The sequence below is a fragment of the Bradyrhizobium amphicarpaeae genome (assembly GCF_002266435.3).
Lineage (GTDB): Bacteria > Pseudomonadota > Alphaproteobacteria > Rhizobiales > Xanthobacteraceae > Bradyrhizobium > Bradyrhizobium amphicarpaeae.
In genome coordinates this window covers 3,531,564-3,552,308 of sequence record NZ_CP029426.2, presented here as the reverse complement: position 1 = coordinate 3,552,308, position 20,745 = coordinate 3,531,564, and the positions used below count along the sequence as shown (strand labels likewise).

The 20,745-nt window shown below is 63.3% G+C and carries 29 protein-coding genes and 1 tRNA gene; 11 read left to right on the top strand and 19 right to left on the bottom strand.

Annotated elements, in window-relative coordinates; genetic code table 11:
* Nucleotide 1: 1 nt before the first annotated feature.
* From CIT40_RS16485 to CIT40_RS16475, 3 genes are read right to left on the bottom strand one after another with little or no spacing between them, the layout of a single operon-like run.
* Nucleotides 2-2,005 carry an acetyl/propionyl/methylcrotonyl-CoA carboxylase subunit alpha gene (locus CIT40_RS16485; protein ID WP_162307520.1) on the bottom strand — a complete coding sequence of 668 codons (2,004 nt, stop codon included), beginning with the start codon at nucleotides 2,003-2,005 and terminating at the stop codon, nucleotides 2-4.
* 4 nt (nucleotides 2,006-2,009) lie between these two features.
* Nucleotides 2,010-3,614: a carboxyl transferase domain-containing protein gene (locus CIT40_RS16480; protein ID WP_094896985.1), complete on the bottom strand. Its 1,605-nt coding sequence runs from the start codon at nucleotides 3,612-3,614 to the stop codon at nucleotides 2,010-2,012.
* Nucleotides 3,615-3,638: 24 nt separating this feature from the next.
* Nucleotides 3,639-4,811: an isovaleryl-CoA dehydrogenase gene (locus CIT40_RS16475; protein WP_162307519.1), complete on the bottom strand. Its 1,173-nt coding sequence runs from the start codon at nucleotides 4,809-4,811 to the stop codon at nucleotides 3,639-3,641.
* Between the two features lie 122 nt (nucleotides 4,812-4,933).
* Between CIT40_RS16475 and CIT40_RS16470 the strand changes: the two genes are divergently transcribed.
* Nucleotides 4,934-5,962, top strand: a complete 1,029-nt coding sequence (locus CIT40_RS16470) for an AraC family transcriptional regulator (RefSeq protein WP_094896984.1) — start codon at nucleotides 4,934-4,936, stop codon at nucleotides 5,960-5,962.
* A gap of 4 nt (nucleotides 5,963-5,966) precedes the next feature.
* On the opposite strand, the gene CIT40_RS16465 is transcribed toward CIT40_RS16470, so the two are convergent.
* The 4 genes from CIT40_RS16465 to CIT40_RS16450 form a co-directional block, all read right to left on the bottom strand.
* Nucleotides 5,967-6,458 (bottom strand): Lrp/AsnC family transcriptional regulator, encoded by a 492-nt coding sequence (locus tag CIT40_RS16465; protein ID WP_094896983.1) that lies wholly within the window; start codon nucleotides 6,456-6,458, stop codon nucleotides 5,967-5,969.
* 133 nt (nucleotides 6,459-6,591) lie between these two features.
* Nucleotides 6,592-7,452: a DMT family transporter gene (locus tag CIT40_RS16460; RefSeq protein ID WP_094896982.1), complete on the bottom strand. Its 861-nt coding sequence runs from the start codon at nucleotides 7,450-7,452 to the stop codon at nucleotides 6,592-6,594.
* Between the two features lie 71 nt (nucleotides 7,453-7,523).
* Nucleotides 7,524-8,060, bottom strand: a complete 537-nt coding sequence (locus CIT40_RS16455) for a TetR/AcrR family transcriptional regulator (RefSeq protein ID WP_244612006.1) — start codon at nucleotides 8,058-8,060, stop codon at nucleotides 7,524-7,526.
* A gap of 295 nt (nucleotides 8,061-8,355) precedes the next feature.
* On the bottom strand, nucleotides 8,356-8,661 hold the full coding sequence (locus tag CIT40_RS16450) for an ETC complex I subunit (RefSeq protein WP_014495449.1): 306 nt from the start codon (nucleotides 8,659-8,661) through the stop codon (nucleotides 8,356-8,358).
* A gap of 253 nt (nucleotides 8,662-8,914) precedes the next feature.
* On the opposite strand from CIT40_RS16450, the gene CIT40_RS16445 reads away from it, so the two are divergent.
* Nucleotides 8,915-10,090 carry an OpgC domain-containing protein gene (locus CIT40_RS16445; RefSeq protein WP_094896980.1) on the top strand — a complete coding sequence of 392 codons (1,176 nt, stop codon included), beginning with the start codon at nucleotides 8,915-8,917 and terminating at the stop codon, nucleotides 10,088-10,090.
* A 167-nt stretch (nucleotides 10,091-10,257) separates the two neighbouring features.
* Nucleotides 10,258-10,656 (top strand): translational machinery protein, encoded by a 399-nt coding sequence (locus CIT40_RS16440; protein ID WP_094896979.1) that lies wholly within the window; start codon nucleotides 10,258-10,260, stop codon nucleotides 10,654-10,656.
* A 91-nt stretch (nucleotides 10,657-10,747) separates the two neighbouring features.
* Here the strand turns inward: CIT40_RS16440 and CIT40_RS16435 are convergent, their stop codons facing one another.
* Nucleotides 10,748-10,942 (bottom strand): hypothetical protein, encoded by a 195-nt coding sequence (locus CIT40_RS16435; protein ID WP_018323121.1) that lies wholly within the window; start codon nucleotides 10,940-10,942, stop codon nucleotides 10,748-10,750.
* A 318-nt stretch (nucleotides 10,943-11,260) separates the two neighbouring features.
* Between CIT40_RS16435 and CIT40_RS16430 the strand changes: the two genes are divergently transcribed.
* Nucleotides 11,261-11,416: a hypothetical protein gene (locus CIT40_RS16430; protein ID WP_167443353.1), complete on the top strand. Its 156-nt coding sequence runs from the start codon at nucleotides 11,261-11,263 to the stop codon at nucleotides 11,414-11,416.
* 283 nt (nucleotides 11,417-11,699) lie between these two features.
* Here CIT40_RS16430 and CIT40_RS16425 read toward each other — a convergent pair.
* The 4 genes from CIT40_RS16425 to CIT40_RS16410 all read right to left on the bottom strand — a co-directional run bounded on the left by CIT40_RS16425 (nucleotide 11,700) and on the right by CIT40_RS16410 (nucleotide 14,115).
* Nucleotides 11,700-11,776 (bottom strand) — tRNA-Pro (locus tag CIT40_RS16425).
* Between the two features lie 95 nt (nucleotides 11,777-11,871).
* Nucleotides 11,872-12,357, bottom strand: coding sequence for a DUF192 domain-containing protein (locus tag CIT40_RS16420; RefSeq protein WP_094896978.1), 486 nt, complete (start codon nucleotides 12,355-12,357; stop codon nucleotides 11,872-11,874).
* Between the two features lie 135 nt (nucleotides 12,358-12,492).
* The gene (locus CIT40_RS16415; protein ID WP_162307518.1) at nucleotides 12,493-13,155 is read right to left on the bottom strand and encodes a cold-shock protein; all 663 of its coding nucleotides are present in this window, start codon (nucleotides 13,153-13,155) and stop codon (nucleotides 12,493-12,495) included.
* Nucleotides 13,156-13,353: 198 nt separating this feature from the next.
* Nucleotides 13,354-14,115 carry a Sir2 family NAD-dependent protein deacetylase gene (locus CIT40_RS16410; protein ID WP_162307517.1) on the bottom strand — a complete coding sequence of 254 codons (762 nt, stop codon included), beginning with the start codon at nucleotides 14,113-14,115 and terminating at the stop codon, nucleotides 13,354-13,356.
* A gap of 239 nt (nucleotides 14,116-14,354) precedes the next feature.
* On the opposite strand from CIT40_RS16410, the gene CIT40_RS16405 reads away from it, so the two are divergent.
* Nucleotides 14,355-14,519 carry a hypothetical protein gene (locus tag CIT40_RS16405; RefSeq protein ID WP_167443352.1) on the top strand — a complete coding sequence of 55 codons (165 nt, stop codon included), beginning with the start codon at nucleotides 14,355-14,357 and terminating at the stop codon, nucleotides 14,517-14,519.
* Nucleotides 14,520-14,585: 66 nt separating this feature from the next.
* Here CIT40_RS16405 and CIT40_RS16400 read toward each other — a convergent pair whose 3' ends face one another.
* Complete coding sequence (locus CIT40_RS16400) at nucleotides 14,586-14,879, bottom strand: hypothetical protein (protein WP_094897100.1); 294 nt, start codon at nucleotides 14,877-14,879, stop codon at nucleotides 14,586-14,588.
* A gap of 280 nt (nucleotides 14,880-15,159) precedes the next feature.
* On the opposite strand from CIT40_RS16400, the gene CIT40_RS16395 reads away from it, so the two are divergent.
* Nucleotides 15,160-15,390: a hypothetical protein gene (locus CIT40_RS16395; RefSeq protein ID WP_094896976.1), complete on the top strand. Its 231-nt coding sequence runs from the start codon at nucleotides 15,160-15,162 to the stop codon at nucleotides 15,388-15,390.
* Nucleotides 15,391-15,461: 71 nt separating this feature from the next.
* Nucleotides 15,462-15,587 (top strand): hypothetical protein, encoded by a 126-nt coding sequence (locus CIT40_RS16390; protein WP_283810108.1) that lies wholly within the window; start codon nucleotides 15,462-15,464, stop codon nucleotides 15,585-15,587.
* Here CIT40_RS16390 and CIT40_RS16385 read toward each other — a convergent pair.
* From CIT40_RS16385 to CIT40_RS16375, 3 genes are all read right to left on the bottom strand, one after another.
* Nucleotides 15,584-15,781 (bottom strand): hypothetical protein, encoded by a 198-nt coding sequence (locus CIT40_RS16385; protein ID WP_094896975.1) that lies wholly within the window; start codon nucleotides 15,779-15,781, stop codon nucleotides 15,584-15,586. The genes CIT40_RS16390 and CIT40_RS16385 overlap by 4 nt on opposite strands.
* A gap of 1,027 nt (nucleotides 15,782-16,808) precedes the next feature.
* The gene (locus tag CIT40_RS16380) at nucleotides 16,809-16,946 is read right to left on the bottom strand and encodes a hypothetical protein (RefSeq protein ID WP_167443351.1); all 138 of its coding nucleotides are present in this window, start codon (nucleotides 16,944-16,946) and stop codon (nucleotides 16,809-16,811) included.
* Between the two features lie 451 nt (nucleotides 16,947-17,397).
* Nucleotides 17,398-17,694: an HU family DNA-binding protein gene (locus CIT40_RS16375; RefSeq protein ID WP_094896974.1), complete on the bottom strand. Its 297-nt coding sequence runs from the start codon at nucleotides 17,692-17,694 to the stop codon at nucleotides 17,398-17,400.
* A 352-nt stretch (nucleotides 17,695-18,046) separates the two neighbouring features.
* On the opposite strand from CIT40_RS16375, the gene CIT40_RS16370 reads away from it, so the two are divergent.
* The 3 genes from CIT40_RS16370 to CIT40_RS16360 all read left to right on the top strand — a co-directional run bounded on the left by CIT40_RS16370 (nucleotide 18,047) and on the right by CIT40_RS16360 (nucleotide 19,449).
* A complete protein-coding gene (locus CIT40_RS16370; RefSeq protein WP_094896973.1) occupies nucleotides 18,047-18,538 on the top strand; it encodes a hypothetical protein in 492 nt (163 codons plus the stop codon).
* A gap of 112 nt (nucleotides 18,539-18,650) precedes the next feature.
* Nucleotides 18,651-18,953 (top strand): hypothetical protein, encoded by a 303-nt coding sequence (locus CIT40_RS16365; RefSeq protein WP_094896972.1) that lies wholly within the window; start codon nucleotides 18,651-18,653, stop codon nucleotides 18,951-18,953.
* A 223-nt stretch (nucleotides 18,954-19,176) separates the two neighbouring features.
* A complete protein-coding gene (locus CIT40_RS16360) occupies nucleotides 19,177-19,449 on the top strand; it encodes a hypothetical protein (protein WP_094896971.1) in 273 nt (90 codons plus the stop codon).
* Nucleotides 19,450-19,566: 117 nt separating this feature from the next.
* Here the strand turns inward: CIT40_RS16360 and CIT40_RS16355 are convergent, their stop codons facing one another.
* From CIT40_RS16355 to CIT40_RS16345, 3 genes are all read right to left on the bottom strand, one after another.
* Nucleotides 19,567-19,776 (bottom strand): DUF2934 domain-containing protein, encoded by a 210-nt coding sequence (locus CIT40_RS16355; RefSeq protein WP_162307516.1) that lies wholly within the window; start codon nucleotides 19,774-19,776, stop codon nucleotides 19,567-19,569.
* 180 nt (nucleotides 19,777-19,956) lie between these two features.
* On the bottom strand, nucleotides 19,957-20,184 hold the full coding sequence (locus CIT40_RS16350) for a hypothetical protein (protein WP_094896969.1): 228 nt from the start codon (nucleotides 20,182-20,184) through the stop codon (nucleotides 19,957-19,959).
* Complete coding sequence (locus tag CIT40_RS16345; RefSeq protein WP_094896968.1) at nucleotides 20,178-20,411, bottom strand: hypothetical protein; 234 nt, start codon at nucleotides 20,409-20,411, stop codon at nucleotides 20,178-20,180. Before CIT40_RS16345 ends, CIT40_RS16350 begins: the two co-directional genes overlap by 7 nt.
* A 98-nt stretch (nucleotides 20,412-20,509) precedes the next feature.
* Between CIT40_RS16345 and CIT40_RS16340 the strand changes: the two genes are divergently transcribed.
* On the top strand, nucleotides 20,510-20,701 hold the full coding sequence (locus CIT40_RS16340; protein WP_094896967.1) for a DUF3072 domain-containing protein: 192 nt from the start codon (nucleotides 20,510-20,512) through the stop codon (nucleotides 20,699-20,701).
* Nucleotides 20,702-20,745: the final 44 nt, after the last annotated feature.

Here is a 20,745-nt window from a genome sequence, read left to right as displayed (position 1 = left end):
GTCACTCTCCGGCCGGTTCGACCACGGCGAGCTCGACGCCCTCCTGCACGATGTCGCCGACCTTGCACTTGATGGACTTCAGCACGCCGGCATAGGGCGCACGCAACGTCTGCTCCATCTTCATCACTTCGAGCGTGAGGATCGCCGCGCCCTTCTCCAGCTTTGCCCCCTCCTCGGCCAGCACGGCGACGACCGTGCCAGGCAAGGGTGCCGCGATCTTGTCCGCTCCGGTCTGCTCCTCGGTCTCGCCGCCGAACGGATCCACCCAGTGCAGGTCGAAGCGGCCGTTGCGCGTGCGCAGGTACAGCTCGTGGCCGTCGATCACGGCCGCCACGCTCGATTTGACTCCGTCGAGCGTCAGGTCGAAGCCGCCGTCCTTCGCTACGGCCGCGAACGCCAATTCGCGCTCGCCGATGACCAGCGTCGACGGTCCGCTGCCGTAGTTCAGCACGACCTTCTGCTCGGGCCCGTGCCCGACGCGAAAGGCAAAGCTGCGCTGGCGGCGGCCGACCGGTTGCCAGCCGAAGGTCTGCCAGGGAGAATTCGCCTCGCTTTGAGCGGCCCTCCGCTCGTCGTTGACGACAGCAGCCACCGCCCCGCAGAGCTCCAGCTCGCCCGGCGCCGGCGAGACCTGTGTCAGAACCGCCAGCTCACGCTCGATGAAGCCGGTGTCGATCGCATTGGTCCGCACCTTCGGATGCGTCATCAGCGCCGACAGGAACGGGATGTTGGTGACGATGCCGCGAACGTCGGACTCCTCCAGCCCCCGGTTCAACCGTTCGATGGCGACATCCCGCGTCGGCGCCCACGCAATCATCTTTGCCAGCATGGCGTCGTAATACGGCGAGACGCTATCACCCTCGCGATAGCCGGCATCGATCCGCAAGCCCCCGCCTTCCGCCGGCAGCCGCCAGGTCGAGATCATGCCGACCGACGGCATGAAATTCTTGGTCGGGTTCTCCGCATAGACCCGCGCCTCGACCGCGTGGCCGTTGAGCCGGATCTCGTCCTGCTTGAGCGGCAGCGCCTCGCCGAAAGCGACGCGCAGCTGCCACTCCACGAGATCGATCCCGGTGATCAGTTCGGTCACGGGATGCTCGACCTGGAGACGGGTATTCATCTCGATGAAGAACACGTCCTTGCCGTCGGAGACGAACTCGATGGTGCCGGCGCCGACATAGTTCACCGCTCCGGCCGCTTTTCGCGCGGCGGCGCAGACCGCCTCGCGCTGGGCAGGATTGAGCGTCGGCGACGGCGCTTCCTCGATCACCTTCTGATGGCGGCGCTGCAAGGTGCATTCGCGCTCGAACAGCGACAGCAGATTGCCGTGGCTGTCGCCGACGATCTGCACCTCGATATGTCGGGGATTATCGACATATTTCTCGATCAGCATGCGGTCGTCGCCGAACGCGGCCTTGGCCTCGCGCTTGGCGCTGACGATCGCGGGCACCAGTTCGTCGGCCGAGCGTACGATGCGCATGCCGCGGCCGCCGCCGCCGGCCGAGGCCTTCACCAGAATCGGGAAACCCACCTTCTCGGCGGCCTTTGCCAGCGTTGCATCATCCTGGGCCTCGCCGTGATACCCGGGCACCAGCGGCACGCCCGCCTTCTCCATCAGCGCTTTCGAGCCGGACTTGGAGCCCATCGCATTCATCATGTCGGCAGTCGGGCCGACAAACACCAGCCCGGCATCGAAGCAGGCTTGTGCGAATTCGGCATTCTCCGACAGAAAGCCATAGCCGGGATGCACGGCCTCGGCGCCGGTCTTGCGCGCGGCCTCGATCAGCCGCTCGACGTTGAGGTAGCTGTCGCGGGCCCGCGCCGGACCGAGCAGCACGGCTTCGTCCGCGAGCGCGACATGCATCGCGTCGCGATCGGCCTCGGAATAGACCGCGACGGTGCGCAAGCCCATGGCGCGCGCGGTGCGGATGACGCGGGCTGCGATCTCGCCGCGGTTGGCGATCAGGAGCGTGCGAAAACGCCGGTAGAGTTTTGTACGGTCCATCGCATCACATCCTGAACAGGCCGAATTTCGTCGGCTCGATCGGCGCATTCGACGCCGCCGAGAGGCCAAGGCCGAGCACGAGCCGCGTGTCGGCGGGGTCGATCACGCCGTCGTCCCAGAGACGCGCGGTCGCGTAATAGGGGTGCCCCTGACTCTCGTATTGCGCGCGAATGGGCTCGCGGAATTTGTCCTCCTCGTCCTTCGACCAGCTCTCGCCCTTGGCCTCGATGTTGTCGCGGCGCACCTGGCTCAGCACCATGGAGGCCTGCTCTCCGCCCATCACCGAGATACGCGCGTTCGGCCACATCCAGAGGAAGCGCGGGGAATAGGCGCGACCGCACATGCCGTAATTGCCGGCGCCATAGGAGCCGCCGATCACCACGGTGAATTTCGGTACCGCGGCGGTCGCAACCGCCGTCACCAGCTTGGCGCCGTCACGTGCGATGCCGCCGGCCTCGTATTTCTTGCCGACCATGAAGCCGGTGATGTTCTGCAGGAACACCAGGGGGATGCCGCGCTGGCAGCACAGCTCGATGAAATGTGCGCCCTTCAGCGAGCTCTCGCTGAACAGGATCCCGTTGTTGGCGATGATGCCGACCGGATAGCCCCAGATATGGGCGAAGCCGCACACCAGAGTGGTGCCGTAGAGCTTCTTGAACTCGTCGAACTCGGAGCCATCGACCACGCGCGCGATGATATCGCGCACGTCGAACGGTTTTCTGCCGTCGACGGGCACCACGCCATAGATCTCCTCGGCCGCGAACAGCGGCTCGCGGGGCGGATGCATGTTGAGGTTCGGCGTGACTTTCGGCTTCAGCGTGCCGACGATGCGCCGGGCGATGCCGATCGCATGGGCATCGTTCTGGGCGTAGTGGTCCGTGACGCCCGACTGCCGCGAATGCACGTCGGCGCCGCCGAGTTCTTCGGCGCTGACGACCTCGCCGGTCGCGGCCTTCACCAGCGGCGGGCCGCCGAGAAAGATGGTGCCCTGGTTGCGCACGATGATGCTTTCGTCGGACATCGCGGGGACATAGGCTCCGCCGGCGGTGCAGGAGCCCATCACGATCGCGATCTGCGGGATGCCCTGCGACGACATCTGCGCCTGGTTGTAGAATATGCGGCCGAAATGCCGCTCGTCCGGAAAGATCTCGTCCTGCAGCGGCAGGAAGGCGCCGCCGGAATCCACCATGTAGACGCAGGGAAGATTGTTCTGTCGCGCCACGTCCTGCGCGCGCAGATGCTTCTTCACGGTCATCGGATAATAGGTGCCGCCCTTGATGGTGGCGTCGTTGGCGACGATGACGCATTCGCGGCCCGCGATGCGACCGATCCCGGTCACGACGCTGGCCGAATGCACGTCGCCGCCATAGAGGCCGTAGGCCGCGAGCGGCGACAGCTCGAGGAACGAGGTGCCGGGATCGACCAGCAGGTCGACACGCTCGCGCGCGAGCATCTTGCCGCGAGACGTGTGGCGGTTGCGCGAGACCTCGCCACCGCCGCCGGCGACCTGACTGAGCTTCTCGCGCAGGTCCGCGACGAGCCCGCGCATGGCCTCGGAGTTGCGCGCAAAGTCTGACGAAGACGGATCAATGCTGGAATGGAGCGGCATGTTGATTCCAATGAGGTGAAGGTTTTAAGCCGTCTCGGACATCAGTTCGCGGCCGATCAGCATGCGGCGAACTTCGGACGTCCCCGCGCCGATCTCGTACAGTTTTGCGTCGCGCCACAGTCGCCCCACGGGGAATTCGCTGGTATAGCCGACCCCGCCAAGCGCCTGGATCGCCTCGCCGGCCATCCACGTTGCCTTCTCCGCCGAATAAAGGATCGCGGCCGCCGCATCCTTGCGGAGCGTGCGGGCGTGGTCGGCACGATCGCAAGCCTTCCCCACCGCGTAGACATAAGCGCGCGTGGCCTGCCAGGTCGCGTACATATCGGCGAGCTTGCCCTGCATCAGCTGGAAATCGCCAATCGGCTGGCCGAACTGTTTTCGTTCATGCATGTAGGGCACCACCGCGTCCATGCAGGCCGCCATGATGCCGAGCGGACCGCCCGACAGCACCGTGCGCTCATAGTCGAGGCCGGACATCAGCACCTTGACGCCCTCGCCCACCTTGCCGAGCACGTTCTCCTCCGGCACCTCGCACTCGTCGAAGAACAAGGGATAGGTGTTGGAGCCGCGCATGCCGAGCTTGTCGAGATGCTGGCCGTGGGTAAAACCCTTGAAACCCTTCTCGATCAGAAAAGCGGTCATGCCGCGCGGGCCCGCCTCGGGATCGGTCTTGGCGTAGACGACCAGCACGTCGGCATCGCCGCCATTGGTGATCCACATCTTCGAGCCGTTGAGAACGTAGCGGTCGCCGCGCTTGTCGGCGCGCAGCTTCATCGAGACGACGTCCGAGCCCGCGCCCGGCTCCGACATCGCGAGCGCGCCGACAAAGTCGCCGGAGATCAGCTTCGGCAGATAGCGCTGGCGCTGCGCGTCGTTGCCGTTGCGGCGGATCTGGTTGACGCAGAGGTTGGAGTGGGCCCCGTAGGACAGGCCGACGGCCGCGGAACCGCGCGAAACCTCTTCCATGGCGACGATGTGGGCGAGATAGCCCATGTTCGAGCCGCCATATTGCTCCGGCGCGGTCATGCCGTGCAGGCCGAGGTCGCCAAGGCGCTTCCAGAGGTCGGCCGGAAACAGATTGGCCTTTTCGATCTCGGCGGCGCGGGGCGTGATCTCGGCCTCCACGAAGGCGCGGAGCGTATCGCGCAGCATGCTGATGTCTTCGCCCAGATCGAAGTCGATGCTCGGGATGTTCAAGGCGATTCCTCCGTATTTTGGGGACCGAACCTAGCGGGGTCGGCGCCCTCTTGCGGTCGAAAAGGTTGCATTTTCCGCCAAACTTGGCGAGGATTTTCCCGAGGGAGTTCCCAAAGGTCGCAATGCCTTTTCAAGCCGCAACCGCAATCCCGCGCCGCGCCGTCACCCCCGCCGCCTTCGTGCGGGGCGTGGTTGCCGCCTATGCACGATACGGGCGGGATCCGGCCGAGGCATTGCAGCGGGGTCAGGTTGCGCCGGACCTTGTCAATTCTCCGGACGGGCGGGTCACGGCCGCCCAGTTCGAGGCGCTGGCGGGCCATGCCATGCGCGAGCTCGACGACGAGGCGCTCGGCTGGTTCTCGCGCCGCCTGCCTTTCGGCACCTACGGCATGCTGTGCCGCGCCTCGATCACGGCGCCGACGCTGGAGGTGGCGCTCAAGCGCTGGTGCCGGCATCATCGCCTGCTCACCGAGGACGTGCTGCTCGATCTCGAGGTCGGCGAGGAGACCGCTTCGGTATCCGTCCGGGAACTGCGCGATCTCGGGCCGCTGCGTGAATTCTGCCTGGTCACCCTGCTCCGCTACGTGCTCGGCTTCTCCTGCTGGGCCGTCGATTCCAGGATCGCATTGCGCGCCGCGGAGTTTCCGTATCCCGAGCCGCCCCACGTCTCGGTCTATCCCACCATCTTTTGTCGCAACATCTGCTTCGACGCGGACCGTGCGACGATCACTTTCGACAAGCACTATCTCTCGCTGCCGCTGACGCGCAGCGCCGCCGACCTCGACAACATGCTCAAGGGTGCGTTGCGGCTGACCGTGCTGCCCTATCGGCGCGACCGGCTGCTGGTCGAGCGTGTTCGCCGCGTGCTGCGCAATGCGCGTGGACGCAGTCTCGGTGCCGAGGATGTCGCAAGCGAGCTTGCGCTCTCCACCCGCACCATGCATCGGCGCCTGCGCGAGGAAGCCACCTCGCTGCGCAACCTCAAGGAAGAGGCAAAATTCGAACTGGCAAAACAGGAGCTGATGCGCGGCCGCACGCCGATCAAACGCATCGCGGAGATCGCCGGCTTCCGCAACGAGAAGAGCTTTTCCCGCGCCTTCCGCTCCTGGACAGGCGCGAGCCCGCGCGAGTTTCGCGGGCAGTATCGCTGAGGCGCTATCCCGCCGACGCTGGCACGACCTCCTGCAACGGCAGCGGCACATCCTTCGCAACACCGAGCACCGGGAAGCTGCGGACGTTCTTCACGTTAGGCATCGCGGCGAAATGCAGCAGCTGCTGGCGCATGCTCTCGACGCTCGGCGCGACGCATTTGAGGAGATAGTCGGTGTCGCCGGAAATCCGCCAGCACTGCTGGATGCGCGGGATCGCAGCGACCGAACTCTCGAACGCCTCGAGTACCGGCTGGGCCTGGCTGCCGAGCTGGATCGAGACGAACGACACCACCTCGTAGCCGAGCCGCCGCTCGTCGATGACGGCCCGGACTGCCCGTATCACGCCGCGGCTGAAAAGCGATTTCAGCCGCCGCAGGCAGTTCGGCGCCGACACGCCAGCGCGCAGCGCCAGCTCGTTGTTGCGAATACGTCCGTCCTGCTGCAGCTCGGAGAGGATTTTCAGATCGATGCCGTCGAGCTGGTCACGCCCGGCCATACCCCACCTCCGTCGTGGTCCTGTGATGTCGAGACCAGCGAAGCATGCGGCGGAATTGGTGCCAAGGGCCGTAAAAAGAATCCTGGCGGATTGTGTTGGGCGCCCGATATCGCAGCTGAAACAGGACAGGAATTCAAGCTGGTCGAGCACTCGGCCTGACTTGTGTCATAGCGACGCCGCCGATCGCGAGCAGCCCACCGACGATCAGCCTTGGGGTCATGCGGTCGCCAAGGAACAACACGCTCGAAATCAGGGCGAACACCGGAAGGAGCAGGCCGAAGGGCGCGATGCGGTTCATGGAGCAACGGGCGATCAGCCAAAACCAGAGGCCGAACCCGACAATTCCTCCGATGAAAATCGTGTAGGCGAGTGCCAGCCAACCGCGTCCATCCGCCGTGACAAGGCTCGCCATTTGACCATCCTCAATGAGTAACGACATCAACATGACCTGCGGCACCGTGAGCAGTGACGACCACCCCATCAGCATCAACGGATCAAAAGGGCCGTAGCGTTTCGTCAGGACGTTGGACACCGCGAAAGCGAAGGCCGCCCCGACCACAAGCAATAGCGGAAGCGCGTTTGCCGACAGGCCAGGCCCCGCCGCCAACACAACCACGCCGACGAAAGCGAGCACCACGCCGGCGGACGTGGTGAGTGACGGCCGCTCCGAGAGCAGCGGCCATGCCAGCAGGACCGTGAACGGCGTGGCGAGTTGATATGCGACGGCCGACATGCTTCCGGAGCCGAGCCCAAGGCCAATATAGAACAGCCCAAAGTTCAGACCGCCAAGGAAGATCGAAATGGCGGCGACAGGGCCGACCTGCTCGCGTGCGGGCCTCTTGACGAACGGAACAAGCAACAGCGCGATGGCCAGGAAGCGCAGTGCGAGGAAGAAGAGCGGCGGAAACTCCGTGACGCCCGCCTTGATCGCCACGAACTGGTAACCCCAGAGCAAGGGAACGGCCACCGCGCAAATGATCTGGATGGCAGACATCGCACCCCTCCTTTAAAGACCGATCAGTCCAGATATGGGCGTGCCAGTAGCGGAGCTACGCCACGGGTTATTCACTCGATGAAGCGACCGAGAAGAGCCTCAACGGTTGCTTGCGACGTGATCCGTGTCGGCGCCGTTTTGCCGACTACGCGCAGCCCCTCGACGAAACAGACGAGGATTCGGGCGGCGCTTGAAGGCTCGACGCCATCAGCCAACTTGCCTGCCGCCTTCGCACGGGAAAGTGCATCCGCCACCCTGGCCTCCATGGCTTTGAAAAAGCCCGCGACGCGACGACCCACTTCGGCATCCTGGCCGGCCAGCTCCATGGCCGTAGCCACGAGCAGGCATCCGCGCCTGCCATTGGCACCGCTCGTGCGCTCGACATAGCCGGCAAGGTAGGCCCGCAGGCCATCGACCGGCTCGTTGTGGGGATCGAATTCGATATCCATCCGTGTCACTGCATCGGCGATGTAGCGATCGAGCGCACGGAGGAAGAGCGAGTGCTTGTCACCGAAAGCGGCGTAGAGGCTGCCACGCGACAGCTTCGTCGCACGAAGAAGATCCGGAAGCGCCGTCGCGTGATATCCGCGCGACCAGAACACGCCCATCGCGCGTTCCACAGCGGCGTCCAAGTCGAAACCTCGTGGCCGGCCACGGGGCAACTGCGCTGGGGTTCGGGACCTCATTGCTCATATATAGACCAATCGGTCTGTATATCGCAAGAGAGCGCCTTTGGGTTGGAAGCAGGTGTCGGCTGTCGGGGTGCTGTTCTCTTGGGAATGAGACCGGCAACCTGGTCGGCCGCGACCAGGCTCCTTGCCGGGGCTGACGATCTGCCAGCGACCGGGATTTCGGCCTTTCGGCCCTTTCACGCGTGGCTAGGGGCGCCTGCGCGCCGGCCCCTCAATGCGTCCAGGGCTCGCCGCGCCGGAACGAGAAATTGTCGGCATAGGCGACCGGACGGCGGATCGAATCCTGGGGCTCGATGACCTGGTAGGCGATGCCCTTGCGCTCGCAATAGGCGACCGCCTCTTCCTTGCTGTGGAAGCGCAGCGTGATCTGCTGCTTCATGTCGCCGGAAGAGGTCCAGCCCATCAGCGGCTCGACCGAGCGCGGCTGCTCCGGCTCGTAGTCCAGCTGCCATTCCTTGGTCTTTGACCGGCCGGATTGCATCGCGTTCTTGGCGGGCTTGAAAATGCGTGCGGTCATGGATGATCCGGGCCTCTTTCGTCTTTTCGTCGATTTCGCTGCGTCACGGTAGCAGTTGGTGGAAACCGCGGGCATAGTATAGAGACACCGGTTGGGAACTGATCGGTGATTCCGGCCCCGGCACCCTCCGCGACGGTATAGTCATTATGCTGCACCGTGACAATTGCGTACCCGCCTTCCGCGCCGGGGTCCCGCCCGGCGGCACCACCTCGCCGACCTCGGCGTACCCGTCCCCTTCGAGAGCTTCCGTCGCATGGCCTTCCTGAACATCAACGCCACGCTTCCTGAAAAAGGCCGTGACCTCCGGCTCGACCTGTTTCGCGGCGTCGCGAACTGGGCGATCTTCCTCGACCACATTCCCGACAACGTCGTGAACTGGGTGACGACGCGCAATTACGGCTTTTCCGACGCCGCCGACCTGTTCGTGTTCATCTCCGGCTATACCGCCTCGTTCGTCTATGCCCGGATGATGCTCGACCGCGGCTTCCTGGTCGGCGCCACCAGGCTGACCAAGCGGGTCTGGCAGCTCTACGTCGCCCACATCATCCTGTTCGTGATCTATATCGCCTCGATCAGCTATCTGGCGCTGCGCTTCGGCGATAGCGAGATGATCAACGAGTTCAACGTCGCCGGCCTCGTCGACAACGCCACCGAGACGCTGCGCCAGGGCCTGTTCCTTCGCTTCAAGCCGCTCAATCTCGACGTGCTGCCGCTCTACATCGTGCTGATGGGCCTGTTTCCGCCGGTGCTGTGGTTCATGCTGCGCAAGCCCGATTTGACGATGGGGCTGTCGATCCTGCTGTGGCTGACTGCGCGCCATTTCGGCTGGAATCTGACCGCCTATCCGGCCGGCCAGTGGTACTTCAACCCGTATTGCTGGCAGGTGCTGTTCGTGTTCGGCGCATGGTGCGCGATGGGCGGGGCGCGGCGCTCCGGAGCGGTGATCAACTCGCCGATCACGTTGTGGCTGTGTCTCGGCTATCTCCTGTTCGCGCTGGTCATGACCATGGCCGGCCGCTTCCCCGCGTTCGGCGGCATGTTCCCGGAGTGGCTGTTCTCGGCCTTCAACCCGAACGACAAGACCAACCTCGCGCCCTACCGCTTCATCCACTTCGTCGTGATCGTGATCCTGGTGATCCGCTTCGTTCCGAAGGAATGGCCGGGGCTGGAATGGAAGGTGTTCGATCCCCTGATCGTCTGCGGCCAGCAATCACTCGCCGTGTTCTGCGTCGGCGTGTTCCTGTCCTTCGTCGGCCATTTCGAGCTGTCGATGAGCTCCGGCTCGCTGCTCGCGCAGATCTTCGTCAGCATCGCCGGCATCGCGATCATGACGACGGTGGCCTATTACATTTCGTGGTCGAAGAAGCAGGACAAGCCGCTCAAGCCACCGCCCCCCAAGCCAGCGGCAGCCGCGGCGAAAGCGGCCTGAGCCGGGAGCGCTTGCCGGTTGGAGTTCCCCCTTCAATCGCCATGGCCGAGATCGATTGACAAAGACCGGTTGACTTGGGTCAACCAAAGGCGGCGGCGGTCGGCCTAGTGTCGTTGCGACACGCGCCGCCGCACCGGCGGCCTTCCCTCGGACAAGGCTAAAAGCACATGCCCTCTCATTTTCACGCCGTGGTATGGATCGACCATTCGCAGGCCAGGATCTTCCATCTCGGCCTGAGCGGCTCGGACGAAATCACGTTGCATCCGCAACTGGCGACGCGCCACCTTCATCACAAGGCCAACGCAATCGGCAGCGGCCATGCCGCCCCTGACAAGGCGTTCTACGGCGAGGTGACCAAAGCCCTGGCCGACGCCGGTGAGATCCTCATCATCGGTCCGGCCAGCGCGAAGACCGAGCTTGCCAGCCACATTCGCGCGAGCGCACCCGATGTCGCCAAGCGGATTGCCGCGGTGGAAGCCGCCGATCATCCCTCGGACGCCGAAATCGTCGCCTATGCGAAACGTCACTTCAAGCTGCCGCTGCCGCGCGTCCAGGCGCCCGGATAGGTTGCGGGCGAACGGCACGCGGGTTGGGGGGCCGCACGGCCTCGCAAATAGCGCGGGGCGCAATGATGGCTCATTCCAAGCGCATCGCGCTTCAGGCGGCTTCTTCGCCGTCGAACTCGGTGAATTTCTTGTAGATCCAGTCGCGGCCGTCGTGGCGGCGCCAGACCTTGCCGACCACGAGCTGCCCGTTGATCGAGCGGCGGGGCACGATCACGGTCCAGAGGTGCCAGATCTCGCTCCAGCTCGATTGCGGACCGGCGGTTTTGAAGTTGCGATCGAAGGACATGACGCAGAACTCACAGGATACGCGCGCTACGACGAACCGTGACCTTGTGTGAGCAAGAATTTCAGGCAGCCCATCGCGAGCCGGAATCGATCTGATAACGAACGCCGAAGCGGCCGCAACAACCGCTCTCCCTTAACCTAACCGGTCAACCTTACCTCTCCCGGCCTCGAGCCGAGATCAGTTGAAAGCTGCCGCCGAATTAACTAGAATGCGCTCACGATTTGAGAATGCCGCGTCATCGGGACGCGTAGTTATTTGATTGAGCTGACGTCTAATTTTCCAAGTTGAATTTCGAGACGACTCGTTGGGGCGACCACAATGAATTTGCAATGTGAACGCCTGCGCCTGGCGCTGGCATCGACACCTCCTGCGCCCATCACAAGGACGCCGGCGCAAGAGCCGACAGCCGCCAACGACAATCACGGGATATGGCCGCTGCTGCCGTTTCCACTCGGCTGGTACGCCTCGAACTGATCGGCCAGATTCGAAAAGCGATACCTGGAAAAGCGCAACGCCGCGCAAGCGGAATATCATCGCTTGGCGGCGTCCGTTTAGACATTGGGCGCTGAAATCCCCAACAGACATATGTCTATGGCGACAGCCAAAGGTTCGATGCGGCGTTGGTAATTCTGCCTCCGGTCCAACAGGCGCAACGGCTTGAAACATCGCGGAGAACTCGCTCGACGACACAAGCGGCGGGCTGTCAGAATCACGTCAGAATCGCAGGGAAAAAGCTCAGGAGATTCAACGTCGGGACTGGTCGGGGCAGCTGGATTCGAACCAACGACCTGCAGTACCCAAAACTGCCGCGCTACCAGGCTGCGCTATACCCCGAATGTCCGGCGAGCCCCGTCGATACACGCTTCCAAAGGCGCCAGCAAGCTTACAAACCGGCGCCATCAAGGCTCCAAGGCGGTCGCCAGCCCGCGCTATTTGCTGCCGAACAGCGGATGGCCGACGCGGTCGCCGGGCCGGATGCCGTATTTCTGCGCCGTTCCCGCCACCACCTCCAGCACGGCCCGGGCAGGCCCGCGAGACGAGATGATCTTGGTCGACATCGGCTCGGTATTCTCGGCGATGCGCAGGATGCGGCCGTCGGCGCGGATGAAGATCATGTCGAGCGAGACATAGGTGTTCTTCATCCACATCGACACCTCCTGCTCGGGATTGAAGTCGAACAGCATGCCTTTGCCGTCCGCCAGCTCCTTGCGGTACATCAGGCCGGTCTGCTTCTCCTCCTCGGTCGTCGCCATCTCCACCGAGAACACCTGCACGCCGTTCTTGGTGACGATCTCGAGCGGCTGGAAGCTGGCGGCTCGGGCGGGCGCGCCGGCAACGGCACAGCCGGCGATGACGAGGACGGCAGCAAGCCAGCCCTTCAGAGCGGACCAGACAGCCTTACGATCAGGATTCATGGGGGCACTCGAGGCGTGGGACTGGACCAGTCCTTACGCGGCAGTCGCCGGAAAAGCCAGAGCCGCGCCGGCCTCCCAGAACGCCCCTGCTCACGATTGCGGGAAATGAAAGCCAGAGCCCGAGCTGCGCCGCACTTAGTGCGACTGCAATCCCGGCGATCCGGTCTCGGGATGGATCTCGGCCGCCATCATGCCCTTGGAGCCCGGCCCGAAACGGACCAGGACATATTGGCCGGGCCTGAGCTCGGTCATGCCGAAGCGGCGCAGCGTCTCCATGTGCACGAAGATGTCGGGCGTACCCTCGCCGCAGGTCAGGAAGCCGAAGCCGCGCAGCCGGTTGAACCATTTGACCTGGGCCCGTTCCAGCCCGCTGGTCGCGGTGACCGTGACATGAGTGCGCGGCGGCAGCATCTGCGCCGGATGGATCGCGGTCGACTCGTCCATCGAGACCACGCGGAACGCCTGGTAACCCTTGGCGCGCTGGATGCACTCGACAACGATGCGGGCGCCCTCATAGGCGGTCTGGAAGCCGTCGCGCCTAAGCACGGTAACGTGCAGGAGTACGTCCGGCCAGCCGTTGTCGGGAACGATGAAGCCGTAGCCTTTGGAAGCGTCGAACCATTTGATGACGCCGTGGACTTCGACGAGATTGGCGCTGGCCTCCCCCAATCCGCTGAACGGACTGAGAGCGCTGTCGCGACCGGCATCGCCGTGTTCGCCCGGCGAGATCCGCCCGGACGATACTCCCTGCCCGGGAACCCCGAGCTTCTTGGACTCAAATCCGTCCGACGACCCCATAACCCCGGACCCCACACTGCCATGCAACCCGCCACATCGGCGGCGCTCGAATCACGCGTCTTAAGAGAATGTTCTCAATTGGACGCGACGCGAATCTTTCGACTCAAAAGATAACACTCCCGGTTGCGAGGCATAGACAAAAAAGAGATTCGGCGGAACCTATGAACAGCTTGCAGAGCCGCGAATCAAACTGACGCCTCAATTGGCGACAAAGGGCCCGAGCGCTTCGCCGATGTCGTCATGGATGACGAGGTCGGCAATGTCGTCCTGTTCGGTCGGCTCGCGGTTGATGATCACCAGACGAGCACCGGCATTCTTCGCCATCATCGGAAAGCCGGCCGCGGGCCAAACCACGAGCGAGGAACCGATCGCGATGAAGAGATCGCAGGCTTGCGACAGCGCGGTCGCGCGCCGCATTTCATCGTCGGGCATGATCTGGCCGAAGGAAATCGTGGCGGTCTTCACCGGTTCATCGCACCCCGTGCAGTTGGGCGCGAAGCCGTCGCCGTCGAAGCGGTGCCTCACCCAATCGAGCGGATAGGCCTGCCCGCATCCGATGCAGCGCGCATAAGTGGTATTGCCGTGGAGTTCAATCACGTGCTCGCCGGCGAAGCCGGAAGCCTGGTGGAGATTGTCGATGTTCTGGGTGATGACGGCGGGAACCTTGCCGGCGCGGTACAGCGACGCCAGCGCACGATGGCCGCGGCCGGGCTTCGCCGCCGCGAAGACCTCCTCCATCGCAAAACGGCGGCGCCAGGATTCGTCCCGCGCCTCCTGGCTCGCAACGAACTCGTCGAACGGGATCGGACGGTTGCGCGTCCAAATTCCGCCCGGCGAGCGGAAGTCGGGAATGCCGCATTCGGTCGAGATGCCGGCGCCGGTGAACGGCACGATGACCCTCGCCCCGGCGATCATCTCGCCGAGCCGTTCTACGCCGCTCTGAAGATCCGATGCAATCAATCGCAACTCCCGATTCGTTTTGCCTGACAGCAACAAGCGCAAGCGGCAAGATTGTTGACGCTCTTATCAAGCGCTAACGCGATGCGCTCGGCAATTTCTTCCGACCCTCGCATATCACAATCCTGCAATGCCTCCTCCCCATTGACGCCCCAATCAGGAGCATCAATGGATGTGTCGATGCGACTCAAGATGATGCGGCGGCAGTGCTTGGGTTCAGTAGCAAACTTGAGGGGAACGCTATGACCGAAGACGAAGAACGCAAAGCCCGTGAGCGCGACGAGATCGCCGCCCGTGTCGCCGCCTTCCGTGCCACGCAGGAAAAATTCAAACGCGAACGCGAAGAGTATTTCGTGTCGACGCTGCAGAACGCCCGCAAGGTCGAGCGGCCCTCGCTCTGGCCGTAACGCGCGTCCGATCACTGCGCATGAAAAAAGCCCGGAGCATCGCTCCGGGCTTTTCGTTTGGAGTGGCTACCAATGGCGCCAATGGCGATGGTGCCGGTAGTACGGTCCGCCGCCGTAATAGGCGTAGGGTCCCTGACCGTAGTAGTAGCCGGGCCCGCCATAATAACCGTAGCGGGGGCCATAACCGTAGCCGTAGGGCTGCGACGCTGCGACGGCGCCCGCGGTGATCGCGCCGGCCGCGAGGCCAAATGCGAGGCCCGGGCCGATGCCGCGCCCGCGCGCCTCGGCAGGCGCAGGAGCCGCGACCGCAGTGACGCCGACGGCTGCGACGGTGGCTAGAACTGCCAGTGTTTTCTTCATGCTCTTCTCCTTCACGTCTCGCAGAGATAACGGCGAGCGCCTGCGATGGTTGCGCACAGGGTGCGGAACCGGCCACAGCAAAAATATTCCATACAGCCGGAACGAAACCGCCAGTGGCAGATTGCAGTCTCAAGTGCGGAGCCTCTGCCATCCGGTTGAGGTGACAGCACCGAGACCCCGTCAGCATCTCCGCGATGCCGGCGGGGTTTTCGGTTTCAAGGGAGCAGATGGCAGCAGTCGATGATTGCTGCCAGCGGGGCGAACGACCGAGGAGGAGAGTTTGCCGTTATCCGCTTTGCTGGCCCGTATCCGCAGGCTGGTTCCCCGATCCGACGATCGGCACTACGACGAGATCGTTCGCAACTTCGGCGTCGGCACGCTGCACCCGCCGCCGACGCCGATGAGCGACGGCGAGTTGGCGCGGGCGATCGCGGAGTTCCTGAAACAGCAGCCGTCGAGCGCATCCGTCGCGACCCTCGGCCGCCGGCTCGACCCCTCCTCTCCGCTCTGAGTTCGCAACGGAGCGGAACGGGCTTCGCGCGCGTTCGTTGGGTGTGTCTTCACTCAGCGAAAGAGGCCGACATGCCGGCGTGGCTCGATATCCTGCTCAATTTGACCGGCTATGCCGGCTTCGTGGCGTTCGCCTCGCGCGGTGCCGCGGGCCTGGAGGCACCGGCCGACCATCGCATTCATCGCGATGAGAGCTAATTCGCGTGCGCGGGTTGTCCCGCCGTGCGCACCAGCCTGTCGGCTTTGACCGCGACGCGCGTGTCATCGAGCTGCGGCCGCAGCGAGAAGCTGATCAGCACGAAAGCGAGACAGAACAGCGTGCCGACGATGGCGACGCGCCGGTAGGTGTGACGGTCGCCTTGGTGAAAGGACGGCTCTGAAAAAGGTGTCATGGCAAAATTGCTTCTTGGCAAAAGTCGTTTCTTGCTTGTCCTTGCCAGACACCTACCGCAACGAGCGCCGGGCGCAACGCAATTGGGCTTTTAACCTAACCGAATAGGGTTAGCGGCTTCGGCGCAAACTCTCGTTAGGAATTGAAGGACGCCTCCGTCACGACGAGCAGCGACGGGTCTTGCGTGAAGCTGAGACCTGCCGTGCTCCGCCGACCGGCTTTGTTCCAGCTTCGACACCATTTCGTTCGCGAAGAACGAATCGGAATCGAAGAAATCGGCGCGGACCAGGTATTAACAAAACGTACGCGCAACGATCGGATTACGTCGCGTCGGGAGACGATGCATCGGGAGATTTCGATCCCGGTGGCGGCACTTGCGGCACCGACGGCTTGCCTTTCCGCAAGCGCGGGTGCCGATCGTACCAGAACACTTTCGCGATCTCGGCAAGAAACCAGCATGCATTCATGTCGCTCTCCCTCGCCTTACGGCTTACGGAGGAGGCGGGGACGCGACTGTGCGAAGCATCACGCTGTCTCGTTATGATGCGCACGACCGCACCGTCGCCGGCAGGTGCAACATGTTCTGCATCCGACTCCATTTCGTTCTCGAAGAACGAATCGGAGTCGGAAAAATCAGAGCGAAGCGATTCCTAACGATCGATGAAAGCGCACGATGCAACTCCTTCGGCGACGAGACTCGCCGTCGGCACGTTTTTCGGCGGCAGGAATTTCGAGACGACTGCGAACACGATGACGATCTCGCGGCAGGGTTCGCATCGAAAGCTGTTGGCGGACGTCGCCATCATCGGCCTGGCGTATCGCGGGCATGTCATGCAGGCCGAACGCTGCCGGCACATGTTCGTTCCTGGAGCATCAGCGGTGAATGCTTGCGCCGCAACGCCCCAACCGGGACGCACTTCAAAATGCTCAACCTCGTCGCGGCTGCGGCAACCACAGATCAAGCGCGAGCGGTCCGATCGAGACCGCCTTGCCGTGTGCCTGATGTCGTCGCCGTCCGCCGGCGCGCCTCAAGCCGCCTGCTTCGCCCTGCCCTTCTCCGAGAAGCATTCCAGGATCTGGATGCGGAGCTCTTCGGCGGCCGGGCCCTCGAGCTTCCGGAGTTCGTTCCAGAGCCGGATCACCTCGCGCTGCTTTTCGACGGTCATGAGTCACCTCCCAAGCGGTCCCTAAGGTGGCTCACTAGAACAAAATAAGAACAAAAAGTCCAGCCCCATGCGCGCTTTCCCGGCATGTCGCGTTGAACCTCTTCAACGCCGCTTGGACCCATGGAAGCTGGGAATTTCAGCGTCCAGTGCTATCGCAGCGACGCGGTGGACGAACTATGCGTCATCGCGGCGCGGTTGCCTTTTGGATTTTCAACTTTAAGTTAGGAATACGGCTGGCGGCCAGGCGCTGAAATCCCAACGTCGTCAGCCAGAAGAGCCCCGTGCGAAAGCGCGGGGTTTTTCTTTCGAAGCGATGTGTCTGGCTGAAAAGGCGCGGCGGGCTCGGAGGTTCGTCCCGGTCGTCGTGGTGATGTCCGGGATCGCGATCGCCGGACACCGCCTTGTCTTCAGTCCTCGCGTTGCGGCATCTCCCGGCCGCAACGACATCGCCTTAGACGGCGTCCTTGGCGACCTTCAGCGGCGAAGCCTTCACCGACTTGCTGGCGGGCTTGGCGGCAAACTGCATCGGCTCCTTGGTGAAGGGATTGACGCCCATGCGGGCTTCGGTCGCCGGCTTGTTCACGACCGACATCTTGGCGAAGCCGGGAATGACGAACTCGCCGGACTCGTTGAGCTCCTTGTAGCCGACCGTCGCCATGTATTCGATCACCGACTTCACGTCGTTCTTCGAAAGCTGCGTGCCCTCGGCAATTGCATCAATCAATTGGGTCTTCGTCATCTTCGCCATGTCTGAATTCCTTTGAAGGGTGCGCGCGAATAACTCTGCTGTGACGCGGCCGGACCGCGGAGGCGCGCTTCTGATTCATGCCCGGAGGTCATGAAGTGACGGGCTTAGAGCCTATCAAGGCCAAAAACGCAAGCAGGGGTTCTGCGGGGTTCCCGACTTCCTGTGCAAGATGCCGCAGCGACACGCAATTTCCGTTTGAACCATTTGGCGGCCGGCGCGTCATATCATTGAAGTCCCCAAGCTTCACCCCACCAGAAAGCCCCGCTTCCCCCAGGCGGGGTTTTCGCTTTTGGGGGCATGGCACAACGCCCCGTCTGCCTATAATGGTCTGAAGGTTTCCCGAGGGGTGTTCATGAAGGTCGCTATCGTCATCGCAGGCTTGATCGTCGTTGCCGTCGCTGCCCTCGTCGCGATCCAGCCCAGCTTCCTGAAGCCTGCCTCCCTCGCTTTGGTGAAAAAGTCCGACATCTTCGGCTTCTCGCCCGGGATGACGTTCGAGGAGACCATCAAGCTCGTCAGTCAACGCCGCTATCTCTGCCGCCGAAGCCACGACTCCTATACCTTCGAGTGCGACATCAACGGCGCCAAGGTTTCGGTCGACAGCGACGAGGCCGACGCCAGGCACCCGATCTGGCGCGTCAAGGCAGAGTTGAACAATCCGGGGGCACAGGACGCTGCCGTCAAATCGATCTCCGACCAGTTCAACGCGGAAGCCATCAGGGAGCGCGAGGGCTGGACATGGATCGTCGGCCGTGGGCTCAAACTGAGTTACGACGGCCTCGCCTTGAATCTCGTCGACGAGGCCGCCGAGGCGCGGCTTCGCAAGGAAGAAGCGAAGCGCTAAAGCCTGAGGTCACCTCGTCGTGAAACCTGTGGCCCGGCACGCCTTGTTGACACTTCAGTAACCCAACGCCGCCAAGCTCCATTCAGTATCGTTGCGTTGGAGTAACCCCACAGTGCTGGATTTTCACGAGCTGCGCGAACTCGCGGCTGATGTTCGTGTCTTCGTCGACGTTGCCGAAGACAAGGCCGAGGCGCTCAGAGCCGTCATCGCGGCCTATGACGTGGTGCTGGCAATCTTCCCCACCGACGAAGGCATGGGCCTTCACGTCATCAAGGGCAGCCAGATCCTGGACACGATTGCAAACTCGAGGACGCACGCGGTCTACAGCCATACGGCGATCGCAGTCCCCGACCTGCAACATGCACAAGCGCTCAAGCTGCTGACGGCCCCGGTCGAACAACGGATTGCGGCCTGAGCTCAATCCTGCAAGTGCGCGCCGCGGTTGTCCCTCGCGACGAACGCGAAGCGCATTTGTGCCGGGATTGCGTTTCAACGACAACTCGAGGCGCGATGGCGAGTGATCATTCGCTTCGCGCCCAAGTTGGAACTTCCCCAGGAAAACTTCCTTTCGCGCATCGCATTTAGGAACATAACTTCCACGCTCCTGTTGGCCCTCCACAACCAATGAGGAGTTTGCGATGAAGAAGTTCATGATTGCCGCCGCCGCCCTGGGTCTGATGTCCGGCTCCGCCTTTGCGCAGACCCAGACCGGCCCGGCCGCGCAGTCCAACAACATGCAGAAGCCCGGCATGACCAACACCGACAAGGGCTCGATGAATCACGGCACGACCGGCATGAGCAATGACGGCATGAACAAGGGCGGAATGGTGAAGCCAGACGCCTCCGGCCAGGGCGGCTCCGGCCCCGGCAGCGACCAGGGTGGCACGAAGACCCGCAGCAACATGAAGTAAGGTCGTCGCAACAGACGGCTTCAGAGCCGCGTCGTTCCCTTGCGGAGCGGCGCGGCTTTTCGTGTGTCTGCGCTAAAGGAAGAGTCGGCGACAGGAGGCTTGCGGCGCCTTATCGAATCAGGCGGCGCGACGCTTCTTTCGCGAAGCTGCCGGTTTCGGTTTCTTGTCGGAGCTCACCTTCGAGACCCGCGCGACGGCGCCCAACGAGACCGAGAGAACTTCGCGCTGCGCTTCGAGCCAATGTCGTTCGGCGTGGCCGTGCTCCGCACCGCTCTCCATCCAGAGCTGATACGCACGTTCGCGGATCGCTTGTTCCAGGTCCGACATCACCGTCTCCTCTAATTTGGGCGGCATCCTGAGGGTGGTCGGTTAACAAGCTCTCAAGCCATCGACGTTCCATTTTCGGAACGCGCAATCGCAGTCTGGCTGGACTTGACACTCCGACGACCGGAACGCGACGACGCAACTCGGGCACGCGCGTCGCGGTGGATCATGGGGCCGGCGCCCTCACGGAATGTCCGCGGCCTTCCGCCTGTCACCAATCGAAACCGGCTTGTTCAGGAAATACTCACGGTTGCCGGTCGCCGCTTCCGCGTACTGGTCGATGGCCACGATGATGGCCTGAACGTGGGCATAGCACCACCCTTCCCGCGTCGCCCGGCGGCGGACGTCCTCGAGCGCAGTCAGGAAAGGCGACAGCTCTCGTTCGTCGTCGAACCATCGCCTGCTCACCATGTCCTCCCGCCGAGCACCCTGCCCTTGGCCGCGCGTGGCTGCGCCGCCTTCAGCGTGTCCCGCTCGGCGCAAAGCGTCTCGACCTTCGCTTCCATCCGCGACAGCAGCGCCTCGGCCGAGGCCGTGCCGATGCCCGCACGCTGGAGCTGGAGGATCTCCTTGCGCTGCCTGCCGATCTGAATGCGCATCCGTTCGATTTCCCGCCTGACATAGTCCAGGTCCGGCATTGTTCCGCCTCGCGATTTGAAGATGGCAGCATGAGAACAAAAACGGAACGGCGTGTCGAGTCCGACGTTGTACGGAGACCGAAATAAGGAGATGCGCGATGGCCGACAACACCGAGAAGGACCCGAAAGACTGGGTTTCCGGCAGCGACCCGATGACCGGAGCCCAGGAATCCTATCTCAAGACCCTCGCCGAGCAGGCCCAGGAGAGCCCGCCCGAGGACGACCTGACCAAGGCCGAGGCTTCCGAGCTGATCGACAAGATGCGGCAAAAAGCCGGGTTGGAGCACTGACCCATGCGATTGCGGGACCCCGCGGCCGTGTGTATGCAAACGAA